12 protein-coding genes are annotated in these 14484 nt (G+C 45.8%); 5 read left to right on the top strand and 7 right to left on the bottom strand.

The genetic code is table 11. The features are described from left to right. Positions 1–14: 14 nt before the first annotated feature. Genes G5T77_RS11565 through cysM form a run of 4 tightly spaced genes read right to left on the bottom strand, consistent with a single transcriptional unit; the run spans position 15 to position 5517 of the window. The gene (locus G5T77_RS11565; protein ID WP_166135674.1) at positions 15–2324 is read right to left on the bottom strand and encodes a bifunctional (p)ppGpp synthetase/guanosine-3',5'-bis(diphosphate) 3'-pyrophosphohydrolase; all 2310 of its coding nucleotides are present in this window, start codon (positions 2322–2324) and stop codon (positions 15–17) included. Positions 2325–2368: 44 nt separating this feature from the next. Next, the gene (rlmD, locus tag G5T77_RS11560) at positions 2369–3745 is read right to left on the bottom strand and encodes a 23S rRNA (uracil(1939)-C(5))-methyltransferase RlmD (RefSeq protein WP_166135671.1); all 1377 of its coding nucleotides are present in this window, start codon (positions 3743–3745) and stop codon (positions 2369–2371) included. Positions 3746–3751: 6 nt separating this feature from the next. Further along, positions 3752–4570, bottom strand: a complete 819-nt coding sequence (locus G5T77_RS11555) for a 3'-5' exonuclease (RefSeq protein ID WP_159123080.1) — start codon at positions 4568–4570, stop codon at positions 3752–3754. Positions 4571–4587: 17 nt separating this feature from the next. Then, positions 4588–5517: a cysteine synthase CysM gene (gene cysM, locus G5T77_RS11550; protein WP_034702431.1), complete on the bottom strand. Its 930-nt coding sequence runs from the start codon at positions 5515–5517 to the stop codon at positions 4588–4590. Positions 5518–5848: 331 nt separating this feature from the next. Here cysM and G5T77_RS11545 point away from each other — a divergent pair, with 331 nt between their 5' ends. The 5 genes from G5T77_RS11545 to rsfS all read left to right on the top strand — a co-directional run bounded on the left by G5T77_RS11545 (position 5849) and on the right by rsfS (position 11763). Further along, positions 5849–8656 carry an ATP-binding protein gene (locus tag G5T77_RS11545; RefSeq protein WP_166135668.1) on the top strand — a complete coding sequence of 936 codons (2808 nt, stop codon included), beginning with the start codon at positions 5849–5851 and terminating at the stop codon, positions 8654–8656. A 102-nt stretch (positions 8657–8758) separates the two neighbouring features. Next, complete coding sequence (locus G5T77_RS11540; protein ID WP_166135665.1) at positions 8759–9547, top strand: crotonase/enoyl-CoA hydratase family protein; 789 nt, start codon at positions 8759–8761, stop codon at positions 9545–9547. Between the two features lie 36 nt (positions 9548–9583). Continuing rightward, entirely contained in the window at positions 9584–10450 is an 867-nt protein-coding gene (locus G5T77_RS11535) for an NAD(P)-dependent oxidoreductase (RefSeq protein WP_166135662.1), read from the top strand. A 41-nt stretch (positions 10451–10491) separates the two neighbouring features. After that, positions 10492–11280 carry a TIM barrel protein gene (locus G5T77_RS11530; RefSeq protein ID WP_166135659.1) on the top strand — a complete coding sequence of 263 codons (789 nt, stop codon included), beginning with the start codon at positions 10492–10494 and terminating at the stop codon, positions 11278–11280. 81 nt (positions 11281–11361) lie between these two features. Next, positions 11362–11763, top strand: coding sequence for a ribosome silencing factor (gene rsfS, locus G5T77_RS11525; RefSeq protein ID WP_004783634.1), 402 nt, complete (start codon positions 11362–11364; stop codon positions 11761–11763). Between the two features lie 104 nt (positions 11764–11867). Here the strand turns inward: rsfS and G5T77_RS11520 are convergent, their stop codons facing one another. The 3 genes from G5T77_RS11520 to G5T77_RS11510 form a co-directional block, all read right to left on the bottom strand. Beyond that, on the bottom strand, positions 11868–12566 hold the full coding sequence (locus tag G5T77_RS11520; RefSeq protein ID WP_166135657.1) for a hypothetical protein: 699 nt from the start codon (positions 12564–12566) through the stop codon (positions 11868–11870). 143 nt (positions 12567–12709) lie between these two features. Next, entirely contained in the window at positions 12710–14155 is a 1446-nt protein-coding gene (locus tag G5T77_RS11515; protein ID WP_159123084.1) for an NAD(P)(+) transhydrogenase (Re/Si-specific) subunit beta, read from the bottom strand. A gap of 3 nt (positions 14156–14158) precedes the next feature. Beyond that, positions 14159–14482, bottom strand: a complete 324-nt coding sequence (locus G5T77_RS11510) for a proton-translocating transhydrogenase family protein (RefSeq protein ID WP_004783638.1) — start codon at positions 14480–14482, stop codon at positions 14159–14161. Positions 14483–14484: the final 2 nt, after the last annotated feature.

Here is a 14484-nt window from a genome sequence, read left to right as displayed (position 1 = left end):
ATGCCTAAAAAGAATTAGTTACCTTGTACCAGACGGCGTGCACTGATAATTCCCGGCTGCTGTTCAAGACGGGCCAATAGTTTGGAAAGTTGAGCCAGACCTTTAACTTCGATCAGCAGTTTCATATTGGCAATACCATCCGCTTCTGAAATGGTATTTACCTGACGGATATTGATCTGATCCGAGAAAATTACCTGAGTCAGGTCTTTGAGCAAACCACGACGGTCATAGGCTTCCACCACGATCTGCACGCTCTGACCGCGAGTTGGCTGCATTTCCCAGTCAGCTTCTACCGCACGTTCTGGTTCTTGCGAGATCATGCGTACATAATCCGGACAAGCCACCTTGTGGATGCTTACACCACGATTCAACGTGATATAACCCGCAATCGATTCACCATGTACCGGCTGACAGCATTGGGCAACATGCAGTTCGACGTTATCCAGACCATCAATCAGAATACCATGTGCAGACAAGGTATGGCTGGCACGCGGATTCAACGCCGGTTTCAGCACCAGTTCAGGCTCATCCTGATCCAGATGCATATGACGGTTCACCTGATTGATCAGGGCATGCAGGCTGATATCACCATTCACCAGACCAATCAGAATGTCTTCACCACTTTTCACATTGAAATGGTTGCAATAATCACCCAAGTCGATTGATTTCGGGTGAATTGCTAGACGTGCCAATTCTTTATTCAGAATTTCACGACCCACTTCCAGATTCTTACTGCGATCCTGCTGACGGAACCAGTGACGTAACTTGTCACGGGCACGTGCAGTCTTGATATAACCCAGTGAATTAACCAACCAGTCCCGATTTGGTTCACGGTCTTTCTTGGTCAGAATCTCAACCTGTTCACCAGTTTTCAAGGCATAGGTTAAAGGTACATAGCGCTGGTTGACCCGGGCTGCATAGCATTTGTTGCCGACTTCCGTATGTACATGATAGGCAAAGTCGAGTACGGTTGAACCTCGTGGTAACTCTTTAATATCACCATCACGGCTGAACACATAGATTTTTTCGAAGCCTTCAAAATCTTGAATATGCTCAAAATTTTCAACTTCCTCTTCTTCATCCTTATGTGCACTGGCTTCATTACGCTCTTGATAATGCTCAATCACTGCACGCAGGGAGTGCAGACGATGATTAAAGGAAGTATCGGTATTTTTCGAACCTTCCTTATAGTTGAAGTGTGAGCATACGCCAAGTTCAGCCTCTTCATGCATCGTATAAGTACGAATCTGCACTTCAAGTGACTTGTTTTCCGCAATCACAGCTGTGTGTAAAGAGCGATAACCATTGGCCTTCGGATTGGTAATATAGTCATCAAACTGATGCGGGATATGTCGCCACAATTGATGTACAATCCCGAGCGTGTGATAACACTCAGGCACACTTTTCACCAATACACGCAGCGCACGGATGTCATAGAGCTGGTCGAAGCTCAGGCTCTTGCTTTTCATTTTCCGATAGATCGAATAAATGTGCTTCACCCGGCCATTAATTTCAGCTTCAATGCCGTGTTCTGCCAGCTCTTCACGCAATGTATCAATCACGAACTGAATATATTGTTCACGTTCCAGACGCTTTTCATTCAGCAGAGAGGCGATTTCTTTATAGCGTTCCGGCGCCAGATAGCGGAAGGCCAGATCTTCGAGTTCCCATTTCAGCTGGGCAATCCCTAGACGATGCGCTAAAGGAGAATAAATGGTGAGGATTTCTCGTGCGACCCGTTCTTGCCGTTCACGTGAAGAATTGGCCAGCTCACGCAGTGCATAGGTACGTTCTGCCAGCTTGATTAACACGACGCGGACATCTTCTGTCACTGAAATCAGCATCTTGTAAATACCAGACAGATGTTCACGCTGGTTATTATTAAAATGGTCTTCCAGGCGTTTATTTTTTTCAATCAGTTCAGACAGCTTACCCATGGACAGCGTGCCTTTGACCAGGCTGTAGACCTGTTCACCGAATTTTTCCTGCACTTCTGCCAGTGGCATGACGCCTTCACGTACTGCGCGGTAAAGCATGGCAGCGGACAAGGTATCTTCATCGACATAGAGATGCGCGAGAATATCCGCCATTTCAATACCGGTATAGAAGGTATTAGAGCGATGCTGAATCGTACTTTGTAGCTCTTTTTCTAAGGTTAAACGGGCAACTTCTTCGAGCTGCTTCAGGGGAGCCCCGTCTAATATGCCACGAACCCGATCTAACCATTCAGTCAGATCCTGCTGTGCTTGTTCGGCATGTTCTACAGTCGCCTCCTGTGACAACTCAGTGAGCCGCCCAGGCAGTTGCTCACGTACTGTGACCATACCCTTCTCCTACTTTTAGATACATCATCTCTTTGATCGTTTATTTAATTTTCTTTTTCGAACAAGGCAATCGACTCGACATGTCCGGTATGCGTAAACATATCCATCACACCGGCTTTCGTTAGCTGATAACCCTGTTGTACCAGTAGCCCTGCATCTCTTGCAAGCGTAGCAGGATTACATGACACATAAACGATTCTTTTGGCACCAAACTGAGGAATATAATGCATGACTTCTTCTGCTCCAGCACGTGGCGGGTCGATTAATAATGCATCAAATCCTTGATTTGCCCAAGACTGGTGCGAAAAATCTTTGGTTAAATCTTGTGAATAGAACGAAACTTGTGCAATACCATTATTGTTAGCATTTTCCGCACCACGTTGCACCATTTCCTCACTTCCCTCAACTGCAACCACCTGACCAGACGCACCAACACAGCGCGCCAGTGGCAAAGAAAAGTTTCCTAATCCACAAAACAGATCCAGAACGCGTTCGCCCTGCTGTAATTGAAGCAAATCACATGCCAAGCGCACCATTTGCGGATTGATCGTTGAATTGACCTGAGTGAAGTCCAATGGATTAAAACCGAATTCCACATCAAAGTCATCAAGACCATAGTGTAAGCGTGCTGCCTGTTCAGGCTCATCAATCCGCTTCAAATAATCTTGGCCTGCAGGCTGCAAATAAAGCTGCCAACCTTTCTCTAACGTAAATTGGCGCAATCGGTTGACATCTGTTACCGATAATTCTGCGGTTTCACGAATGAGCAACGCAATGTCATGATCACCCATAGCCAATTCTATATGACCAATATCTGCCTGACCATCGAGACTTTGGAGCAATTGTTTAAGACGTGTAACCGATCCAAACTCGCGATCCAGAATCATGCAGCGGTCAATCGAGGTCAGCTTATTGGACTGGTTTTCACGAAAACCAACCACCAACTTTTCTTTTTGAGGCAGATAACGCACCCCAATCCGGGCTTTACGACGGTAATCTTCACGTTGTGAACGTAACGGTGGCAGCCATTCTACAGGCTGAATCCCGGCAAAATGCTGCAAATGTGATTTCAGAACATTCTGCTTAAGTTCAATTTGGGCATCTGGATGGATATGCTGCATATTGCAGCCGCCGCATACGCCAAAATGTGGACACACAGGTTTGACCCTGATCTCGGAAGCCTCACTGAGCAACTCAAGGCTATCCGCCTCTTCCAGTTTTTTGACTTCACGGGTAATGCGGGCACGTACGGTTTCACCCGGCAAGGCATAGCGGATAAAGACTTTCTTACCATGCTTTTCAAGTGGATGATCCGGATGTGAACCATAGTGAGCGATGCCACGTCCTTCATGTGAGAGTGATTCAACCTGAAAAATATACTCGGATTGCGGCGCTGGACGTGGTTGTACTCGACGTTTCATGAAAACCTAGGATGTGGAGATGGGAAAATCAAAACGGGTAAATTCAGTTCTTTGTGAGGTTTCACGCCAGACTGATAAAAAATCTGCATGTTGCGGCTGGGTATGCAGGTATTGAATCGTACTCTGCACCAGATGCTGATAATCAGGCAACATCAACTGGCCTTTTAGCAACAGCCAGCGAATATAGACCAACCAGGTATTGAGCACATCACCTTCGCAATAGCTGGTGAGTGCGTTCCATTGCTGGTTACGTACATATTCAGGTACATGATAGCCACCATCACCACGCTTGCCTGGATAACCCAGTAAATGAGCAACATCATCCAGTTTCTGAAAATGACGGGCATGAAACATGGCCATAACATCCATCAAATCAACATGACGCTGATGGTAACGATTCTGGTAGTTATTATAACGCTTTTGCGTATCGATTTCGCCCTGATCGAACAGACTTGGGGCAGATAAACCATGATACATGGCCCGATAAAGAATAACCGGCAGGTCAAATTGTGAGCCATTCCAACTGACTAGAGTTGGATGACGCTTTTCAAAAATGGATAAGAATTTTTTTAAAATCTCTGCTTCACTGTATTGTTCACGGCTGAAAGAAAACAGGCGCATACCCTGTTCATCCATCCATAAACCGGAAATACAGACAATCTCATGCAAAGGCAGACGCTGAAAGTCCGAGCCTGATTCCTGACGGCGTAACTTGGTCAGGGCCTGATCCAGATCAGCCTCGGGCAGATCCAGACCAAACAGATGCGCGCCTGATTTAAGATCGGTTTGGGTTTCAATATCGAAAGTTAAAACAGGCAGGCGCATAAAAGATTTCTCAAAAATTATTCAGGGTCTTGTACAGAGAATAAGCCTGTAGACAGGTAACGGTCACCACGGTCACAGATAATACATACAATTACTGCATCCGGATTTTCTTCTGCGAGCTTGATGGATGCCCAAACTGCACCGCCAGAAGATGTACCGGCACTGATACCTTCTTTTTGCGCCAGTTTACGCATGGTGCGTTCCGCTTCAATCTGTGGAATATCGATAATACGGTCGATACGGCTACGATCAAAAATCGTTGGCAAATATTCTTCTGGCCAGCGACGGATACCGGCAATGCTAGAACCGTCAGATGGCTGTAGGCCCACAATCTGAATATCCGGATTCATTTCTTTCAGATATTTAGATACGCCCATGATCGTACCTGTGGTACCCATTGAGCTGACAAAGTGCGTAATTTTTCCACCTGTTTGCTGCCAGATTTCAGGACCTGTGGTCAGGTAATGCGCTTCGACATTGTCCGGGTTACCAAACTGGTTTAACACCAGTCCTTTACCTTCTGCCTGCATTTGCAAGGCCAGATCACGTGCACCTTCCATGCCCTGCTCTTTGGTCACTTCAATCAGTTCAGCGCCATAAGCACGCATCGCGTCCTTACGTTCCTGACTCATGTTATTCGGCATAATCAGCTGCATCTTGTAACCGCGCATGGCCGCAACCATCGCCAATGCAATCCCTGTATTTCCGCTGGTCGCCTCAATCAAAGTATCACCCGGTTTGATCTGTCCGCGCTTTTCCGCCTGCATGATCATGTTATACGCTGGACGGTCCTTGACCGAGCCTGCCGGATTATTTCCTTCGAGTTTTGCGAGTACTGTGGCTTGAGTGTGACTAGCCAGACGCTGCAAACGCACCAGTGGCGTTTTGCCTACATAATGGTCCAGTAAAAATTCGTCTGCTTGAAAATCAGGGGTGGTATTACTCATTATTTGCACCTATATCGAGGTGCGGCTATTGTATGAAAAAATGCATTTCCCTGCACCCATTTATAGCAGTGCTTTTGCATAAAACTGTATAAATCACGATCGGCATGGCCAATTCGTCCTGTTTTAGCTTGATAAAACTCCTCAATCGTGACAGTGACTTAGCTCACCTCTCCCCCTGAAAAGGCTTGCTCAAACATCCATAATGACTGTTCAGCGCAATGGTTCTTATTTTCTGCCTTAATCTGGAGCTTTAGAAAAATAATGCTGAAATTTTAACAGTAGATTTAAAGCATGCTAATATGCAAAGCATAAGGAAAATACTGCTTGAATCATGTCAAATATCAACAAAAAGCTGTTTAAACGCCTACACTTAAATCATGCTTATGGACAGCTGATTGCACTGATTTTTGTACCCATTACTATTCTGGCCTGTGTTGGTGCTGCTCTGGTCATCTCGGAAACTTCCAATGCCGCCCGTGTCCAGCAAAAGCAGATGGCCATTGCGATTCTGACCCGTTTTCAGGCAACTTCAGAATATGCGCTGGACATTTTGAGCCTTTATCCATGGCAATATGAGCAAGCTCATGACGCCATGCAGAATATGCTGAATGAAAAACATCTGGTTCGTGCGGCTATTCTGGATGAAAATGGTAAAAGTAAACTCGGCATTGGTTTTCAGGAACAGGCACCTTGGCCTGACTTTAAAAAAGATGGCAATTTTGTTGGCCCGATATTAGATAAAAACAATCATATTTATGCAGTCAAAGTAAATGAAAATGGCATGAATGCAGGCTGGCTGGCGATCGAACTGGACAATCAGCCCTTAGAAATTGCCCGCTACCGGGTCCTGATCGTTTTGATTGCGACCGGCTTATTGACCTTATTGCTCTTGTTGTTATGTCTGAATTTCTATTCTCGTCGCTGGATTGCGCCAATGTATGAAATTCGCATGCAGCTACAACGCCTGAATGCCGACACTCTAGATCAGCATATGGTGATCAACAGTACCGGTGAACTGCGTCTGTTGCAGCGTGATATTGCCAATGTGGTGAAACGTCTGCATTTCAGTTTTCTGGAATTGCGTGAGCATACCGAACAGACTGAAGATGATTTGCGCCGTACTCTAGATACTTTAGAAGTTCAAAATATTACTTATCGTCAGGCACGTGACCAGGCGATTTCGGCTAACCAGGCCAAGTCGGTGTTTCTTGCCAATATTTCCCATGAATTACGTACACCACTGAATAGTATTGATGGTTTTATTCACCTGCTGCTGCGTCAAGGCAATCTTAGCAATGAGCAAAGCCTGTACTTGCAGACCATCCGCAAATCTTCTGCACATCTGCTGGCCCTGATCAATGATGTACTGGATTTCTCCAAGATTGATGCTGGCAAACTAGAATTGGAAACCGCACCTTTTGATCTGGAAGAAGCTATTTTCGATGTGATGGATATGCTCTCGCCACTGGCTGCACAGAAGCATATCGATATGGCATTCTATTTTGCAGACAATGTGCCAAAACATGTGATTGGTGATGTACTGCGCTTTAAACAGATTCTGACCAACCTGATTTCCAATGCGATCAAGTTTACTCCTGATGGCGAAATCATTGTCCGGGCACGCATGGAGCACGATGATATTGGGCAGTGTCTGCTGCATTTCAGTGTTCAGGACAGCGGCATTGGCCTGAGCGGAACTGACCGTAAAAAACTGTTTGAATCCTTCTCGCAAGGCGACACCTCGGTCACCCGCCAATTCGGTGGTACGGGTCTAGGGCTGGCCATTTCCAAGCAACTGGTTCACCTGATGCATGGTCAGATCGGCTTTGAAGACAATCAGGAACGCGCTCCAACAGAGAAAGGCTCAACCTTCTGGTTTACTGCTCAATTCCCGGTGGATGAAGATATTGTTCATGAGCACCCGGATTTCAGTGATCTGACCGTTGTGTCTTATCTTGCCCACCCAGCAACAGCGAATGTTTTGAGACATTATCTGGAAAATTATCGCGTCAAACATATTGAGTCGACGTCCATTCTGGATCTGTTCAGTCGTCTGAACCATTTACAAAATATCGAGAATACCTGGCTGATTGTCGACCATAGTGGCGATAGCCAGGCTCTACTGACAGAGATTCGCTCTCGCTATCAGGGACATCTGGCTGTGTATGGTTATCAGATGCAGCTTGATCCGAGCATGCTGAATGACCATCGTGCCCGTGCCCTGCATCAGCCCCTGAGTCGTAGTGCTCTGATTCAGCTACTCGGCAATCAACCCGTCTTCGATCAGGAACAGCATGAAGACTTTAATGGTCAGGGACTGCATATTCTGGCCGTTGATGACCATCTGCCGAACCTGATTGTTCTAGAAGCCTTACTGGCCGAACTGAATGTCACCACAACCAAAGCCATTAGCGGACAGGAAGCGATTGATATCATCCAGAGCCGTTATGAACAGGGCCTGCCATCTTTTGATCTGGTGTTTATGGATATCCAGATGCCAGTGATGTCCGGTATCGATACCACGCGTGCAATCCGTTCACTGGAATCAACTTTTGAAAATCATCAGCGTCTGCCGATTATTGCCCTGACAGCACATGCCCTTTCCGATGAGAAACAGAAACTGCTACAAAATGGTATGGATGATTATGTCACTAAGCCTATTCAGATTGATCAGATCGTGCAGATCCTGACGCATTGGACGACTGAGAGTTTTAAAAAGATTCCGGTGCTGGAACGTGCCAATGTCATTGATGCGCTAGATCCGAATATTCTGGACTGGCAGCAAAGCCTGCAACTGGCGGCCAATAAAGAAGATCTGGCCGTCGATCTGCTCAGCATGCTGGTCGACAGTTTTGAAAAAGAGTTGGATGAAATTGAGCAATTAATTGAGCTGGAAGATTTTCCGCAGCTGGAACATGTTTTGCACCGTCTCTATGGGGCTACTCGTTATGTCGGCACACCGACTCTGCAAAAAGTTACCGGAAGTTTTGAGCAGTTTGTCTCGACCTTGCGTAAGGAACGCCGTAAGGCCGATGACAGTTTTGTTCAGGAAGTATTGAAATATCTGGATGAACTGAAAGCCGTAATTGAGCAGGTAGAACAGGCAGCCCAGCAAATCTTAAACAAGCATAGTGGTTAAATCATTGTTGTTTTAATCACTCATATCTGTATGACTGCGCTGTCATGCAAGCACAGATTGCTCATGCTATGCTCGCTTACAGAAAAATTAAGGATGAATACCATGTCACTTGTGCGCTTTGAAAAAAATAATGGAATTGCCACGGTTACTCTCAGCCGTCCAGACAAACGTAATGCTATGAGCTTTGCCCTGCTGCGTGAACTGGTGCAGATTGCGAACCGGATTAAAAAAGACAAGTCAGTGCGTTGTGTCATTTTAACCGGTGAAGCGCAGGTCTTTAGTGCCGGCATTGACTTGGCCGATTTAAATAATCCTAAAAATCGGGCCTATGCGGCTTGGGAACTGATCCGTCCTGGACAGAGCTTATTCCAGAAAGCTTTTCTGGTCTGGCAGGAACTGCCTGTCCCCGTCATTGCAGCCATTGAAGGTTTCTGCTTTGGTGCAGGTATGCAACTTGCGCTGGCTGCGGATATCCGGATCGCTCACCCTGCGACCAAAATGTCAATTATGGAAACTCGTTGGGGCCTAGTACCAGACATGGGATTAACGCGCTCACTCAAAGGTCTGATCGGGATTGATCTGGCCAAAGAGCTGACCTTAACCGCACGTATTTTTGAAGGTGCCTATGCCAAAGAAATTGGCCTGATCACCCATGTTGATGAACAGCCATTAGCAAAAGCACAAGTTTTGGCTGAAGAAATGTTACAACGCTCTCCAGATGCCTTGATGGCCTCTAAATTTGTGCTGGATGCGATGGAGCACAAACCCAACAAGTCATTGCGTATGGAAAAAATCTGGCAGCTTAAACTGTTACTCGGTAAAAACAGCCAACTGGCACGCAAGAAGGATAAAAATCCGGACGTGCAGTTTGTACCACGTCAATATCGATAATTATGGCTGAAGCAAAATCAAGAGATGAGAGATAAGATGCAATTCGATCGTGATAGCAAAATTGCCTTTTTAGGTATGGGACTCATGGGCAGTCGTATGGCAACCCGCTTGCTAAAAGCAGGTTTTCAAGTTGCAGTCTGGAACCGTACGGCCAGTGCCCGCGATCCTTTGTTTGCTCTTGGAGCCACTCCGCTATCTCTAGATCAAATTGCAAATTATCCGGTTATTCTGACTTGTCTGGCAGATGATGCCGCAGTGCAATCGGTCTTTGAGCAGATTCAGCCCTATCTGGTGGCTGGACAGGTTATTGTCGATTTTTCCAGTCTTTCCGTACATCAAACTAAAACTCTGGCTGAAGAGGCTAAAGCCAAACAAGTAATCTGGATTGACTCTCCTGTGTCTGGCGGTACAGCCGGTGCAGAACAAGGCACGCTAGTCATCTTCGCGGGTGGTGATGCAAAAACTATTACCGCACTTGATCCCATCTATACCGTGCTTTCACAACGTGTCACTCGCATGGGTGATACGGGAACCGGTCAGGCGACTAAAATCTGTAACCAGCTGATTGTAGCGGCGAACAGTACCCTGATCGCTGAAGCAGTGGCCCTGGCCGATCGTGCCGGTGTAGATACTGCCCTGCTTGCACCAGCATTAGCCGGTGGTTTTGCTGACTCCAAGCCTTTTCAGATTCTGGCCCCACGTATGGCCAGCCAGACGTTTGAACCCGTGCAATGGAAAGTGCAGACACTGTCGAAAGACCTGAACAATGCGGTGCAACTGGCTGCTACTTTATCTTTGGATATCCCTGTGGCAAGCCAGGCCCTGTCTCAGCTCAAAGCCCATCAGCAAGACGGATTTGCTGAGGCCGATCTGGCTACTGTAATCAAGCACGTAGACCATTAAATATTTCATTTCAATATTCTGCCTTGAGCAAGGAAAAGTCCATGACCAAACTCGCCGTTAACCTCTCCATGATTTTTACGGAAGTACCTTTGTTAGAACGTTTTGCCTTGGCTCATGCGCACGGTTTTAAACATGTGGAAATCCAGTTTCCCTATGAACTGAGCATTGAGCAGATTCAGCAGCAGCTTCAGTTGCATGATCTGGACATCTGCCTGATTAATGTGCCTGCTGGTGATCTGATGCAAGGTGGACACGGTCTGGCCGGTATTCCTGGACAGGAAATCGAGTTTCGTCATGCTGTAGAGCAGGCCATTCAATATGCGACTGCTCTGAATGTGCCAAGTGTCAATATTCTGGCAGGCAAACAGCCACTGGATTGTGACCTGCTTCCTTGCCTGAACACCTTGGCGAGTAATCTGAAAATTGCCTGCTCCATGCTCTCTGATTATCAGATTCAGCCGGTCTTTGAAATGATCAACGGTCAGGACATGCCACGTTTCCTGATTCAGAATGTGGCCCAAGCTCAGGAGATGCTGGAAGCTGTCAATCATCCTGCCTTGAAAATGCAATATGACTGTTATCATATGGCCATGATGGGTGAAGATGTACTTGAAGCCTTAAAAGAAAATATTGTAGAGATTGGTCATATCCAGTTTGCAGACTGCCCGGGGCGTCATCAACCCAATACCGCTTCCATTCCATATTATGAGATTTTTCAATGGTTAGAGAATAGCCAATACAATGGTTATGTCGCAGCCGAATATAAACCTCTGGGGACTTCGGAAGAATCCTTTGGCTGGAAAGAACAGTTCTTCCCGGAGTATGACTAAAGCGGCGGAAGGTGCATTTGAAATTTTGGGCTAAAACCGCTATATTAGATCATGCATAATTGTTAGGAAATTATACTCCCTATGAATTTAGAACCATCGCCCAGCGCTTCTAATTCTCACGATCACACTATGAATTCTCATGCACAAGCAGTAAACGCATGCTTGAAAGTTGTACATGCAGCCCTCGAAGATGTAAAGGCTAAAGAAGTTGTTCAGCTTGATGTTGCTAGCATCAGTAACGTGGCAGATGCCATGGTGATTGCAAGCGGTACATCAACCCGTCATATCAAATCACTTGCAGATAATGTTGCTGAAGAAGCACGTAAAGCAGGTTTCCGTCCGCTTGGTATCGAAGGCGAACGTGATGCAGAATGGATCCTGATTGATCTAGGTTTTGTTGTAGTGCACTGCATGCTGCCTACAGCGCGTAAATTCTATGACCTAGAAAGCCTATGGCGCAATCCTGCAGATTCTGTAGCATAAACATCGAATATTCAAAAAAAGCGACCTATGTAGGTCGCTTTTTTATTGCCTACAATATAAGAACAAATTTAAGATTAATATAGCCTTTTTCGCAGCAAACAATATTAATCCTGATAGTAATCTTCCAATGGATATCGTTTTACATTTTCCACCCATTTGCCTTTGATCAGATGACGTTCAGTCACAGTTACACGTTTTTCTCCATCTGGATATTCTAAAGTTGCATCCTCAATAAATTCTTTAACTTTGACCAAGCCTTTCTTTGGAATGACCTGATACTCTTCGGCAATGTGATAACAGCAGCCACTTTTACTTAGTGTATGAATTCTTTTATTGTCATGATCAACATGAAACATGCCTAAATTTTCATGTGTTAATGCAGATAAGTCAGAACTAAATACAAAGTGTTTACGTGTCTTGTTATATACATAAACATCATAAGTAGGCCCACCATATGGACCTTCATTACCATTACGAATGGCAATGTCTTCAGTCCCATCGAAATTAAAATCATCAAAAATTAAAGGACTTTGTTCACCATATAATTCGATAATATTGGCACTTGGCTTTAAATCATCGGATAGATCGAAATCCAGGTCATCAGAGACAAATTTTTGCAATAAGGATTGATCAGATTTCTTATATAAAGAAACCGTGCCTTTGCCTGAACAAGACTGCTGATCACAATTCACCTGCATTTTTACGTTATATAGCTTGGATGCATCCCTAATCTGAAACACTTGAGCGGATGCCACTGAATGACAGCTCAAACCAATCAACAATCCTAATAACCATGTTTTCATTTTCTTGCCTTCTTATAAGTTTTAATTATTGAATTTTTATGAAATTTAAACATAAAAAAACCACCCGAAGGTGGTTTTTCTAGATTCTTTTAATCCTCCCCGGCCCTCCTTTGACAAAGGAGGGAGACTTACAGGGATTCTAATCAGTGACCTGTACCATTAATCGCTTTAGTCATATCTTCCACAACTTTCTTCGCATCACCGAAAATCATCATGGTCTTGTCGTTATAGAACAAGTCATTGTCCAGACCTGCATAACCGGTCGCCATAGAACGCTTGATGACCATGATGGTACGCGCCTTGTGAGCTTCCAGAATTGGCATGCCGTAGATCGGTGAGTTCGGATCGTCTTTTGCAGCCGGGTTTACGACATCGTTTGCACCAATGACCAGCACTACGTCAGTTGCCGGGAAGTCCGAGTTGATCTCGTCCATTTCCAGAATGTCTTCATAAGGAACATCAGCTTCTGCAAGCAATACGTTCATATGACCTGGCATACGACCAGCTACCGGGTGAATCGCAAAACGTACAGTCACGCCCTGCTCTTTCAGCAAGTTTGCCAGTTCTTTGACTGCGTTTTGTGCACGGCCTTGCGCCATACCATAACCCGGTACAATGACAACGCTGTCTGCATTTGACATCAGGAAGCCAGCATCATCTGCAGAACCTGAACGGTAGTTACGTTGCACTTGTGCACCCGCAGCAGCTGTCGGCGCAGCTGCACCACCCATCGCACCACCAAACAATACATTGATGATTGAACGGTTCATCGCTTTACACATGATGTAAGACAGAATCGCACCTGAAGAACCAACCAGCGAACCCGCAACGATCAGCATGTTGTTTTCCAGTGTGAAACCAATCCCCGCTGCTGCCCAGCCTGAGAATGAGTTCAACAGCGAAACCACAACCGGCATATCACCGCCGCCAACTGGCGCAATCCATACCCAGCCAAATGCCAGCGCAAGACCAGTCATTGCCCAGAAAGATGTCATGCTACCTGTCAGGAAGAAGTGAATCCCTGCTGCCAGCATTGCAATAAAGATCAGAGCCTGAACCGGTTTTACCCAGCCACCTGAAATGGTTTTTGCCCATTTCTTTGCAGCCAGCTTACCGTATGCAAATACAGAAGCAGTAAAGGTAATCGCACCAACAAAACAGCCCACAAACAGTTCAAACAGGTGAACCTTGCTCATTTCATGGAAAGTCACACCATTTGCAGCTAACAGGTCCGGGCCCAATTCAACCAGCTTGTTGTTATGGATAATTGCCGCAACTGCAATCAGTACCGCAGCCAGACCCACCAGTGAGTGCATGAGTGCTACTGTTTCTGGCATCTGGGTCATTGGTACAGTACGTGCACGCGCAATACCCACCACTGCACCCGCCGCCATTGCTGCAAGAATCATCCAGACTACTGGATTTTCAGCAACAAAGAATGTGGTCACTACAGCAATCGCCATGGCGATCATACCGTAGCGGTTACCTGCAATTGCAGTTTTAGGACCAGATAAACCACGTAGCGTTAAGATAAAAAGAACGGCGCCAATCAGGTAGAACCAATCCGCATACTCTCGAATAAATTCCATGGTTTAACCCTCTTTTTTCTTTTGCTTAGGTTTGAACATTTCCAGCATACGTGCAGTCACGGCAAAGCCACCGAAAATATTAATGCTCGCCAGAAATACTGCGATTGCCCCCAGTACACTCACCACGTTAATGGTCTGGAAATCCACGCTGCCTTCAACGCCCACCATTGGCAGGCCAACAGTTTGAATCATTGCGCCCACGATAATGATCGAAGACAAGGCATTGGTCACCGCCATCAATGGCGTATGTAGTGCTGGTGTTACCCCCCAAACCACGTAGTAACCCACGAAGATGGCCAGGACGAAAATCGTAATTGTTTCAACCATGA

The sequence above is a fragment of the Acinetobacter sp. GFQ9D191M genome (assembly GCF_011174875.1).
GTDB lineage: Bacteria > Pseudomonadota > Gammaproteobacteria > Pseudomonadales > Moraxellaceae > Acinetobacter.
Note: the sequence above shows the minus strand (reverse complement) of the source record. Positions and strands in the feature narration are given on the sequence as shown.

Excerpts from the sequence above, each read along its gene's own strand:
- G5T77_RS11530 (WP_166135659.1), top strand. The coding sequence starts at position 10,492 with ATGACCAAACTCGCCGTTAACCTCTCCATGATTTTTACGGAAGTACCT.
- G5T77_RS11545 (WP_166135668.1), top strand. The coding sequence starts at position 5,849 with ATGTCAAATATCAACAAAAAGCTGTTTAAACGCCTACACTTAAATCAT.
- rsfS (WP_004783634.1), top strand. The coding sequence starts at position 11,362 with ATGAATTTAGAACCATCGCCCAGCGCTTCTAATTCTCACGATCACACT.
- G5T77_RS11565 (WP_166135674.1), bottom strand. The coding sequence starts at position 2,324 with ATGGTCACAGTACGTGAGCAACTGCCTGGGCGGCTCACTGAGTTGTCA.
- G5T77_RS11540 (WP_166135665.1), top strand. The coding sequence starts at position 8,759 with ATGTCACTTGTGCGCTTTGAAAAAAATAATGGAATTGCCACGGTTACT.
- rlmD (WP_166135671.1), bottom strand. The coding sequence starts at position 3,745 with ATGAAACGTCGAGTACAACCACGTCCAGCGCCGCAATCCGAGTATATT.
- G5T77_RS11510 (WP_004783638.1), bottom strand. The coding sequence starts at position 14,482 with ATGGTTGAAACAATTACGATTTTCGTCCTGGCCATCTTCGTGGGTTAC.
- G5T77_RS11515 (WP_159123084.1), bottom strand. The coding sequence starts at position 14,155 with ATGGAATTTATTCGAGAGTATGCGGATTGGTTCTACCTGATTGGCGCC.
- G5T77_RS11535 (WP_166135662.1), top strand. The coding sequence starts at position 9,584 with ATGCAATTCGATCGTGATAGCAAAATTGCCTTTTTAGGTATGGGACTC.
- cysM (WP_034702431.1), bottom strand. The coding sequence starts at position 5,517 with ATGAGTAATACCACCCCTGATTTTCAAGCAGACGAATTTTTACTGGAC.
- G5T77_RS11555 (WP_159123080.1), bottom strand. The coding sequence starts at position 4,570 with ATGCGCCTGCCTGTTTTAACTTTCGATATTGAAACCCAAACCGATCTT.
- G5T77_RS11520 (WP_166135657.1), bottom strand. The coding sequence starts at position 12,566 with ATGAAAACATGGTTATTAGGATTGTTGATTGGTTTGAGCTGTCATTCA.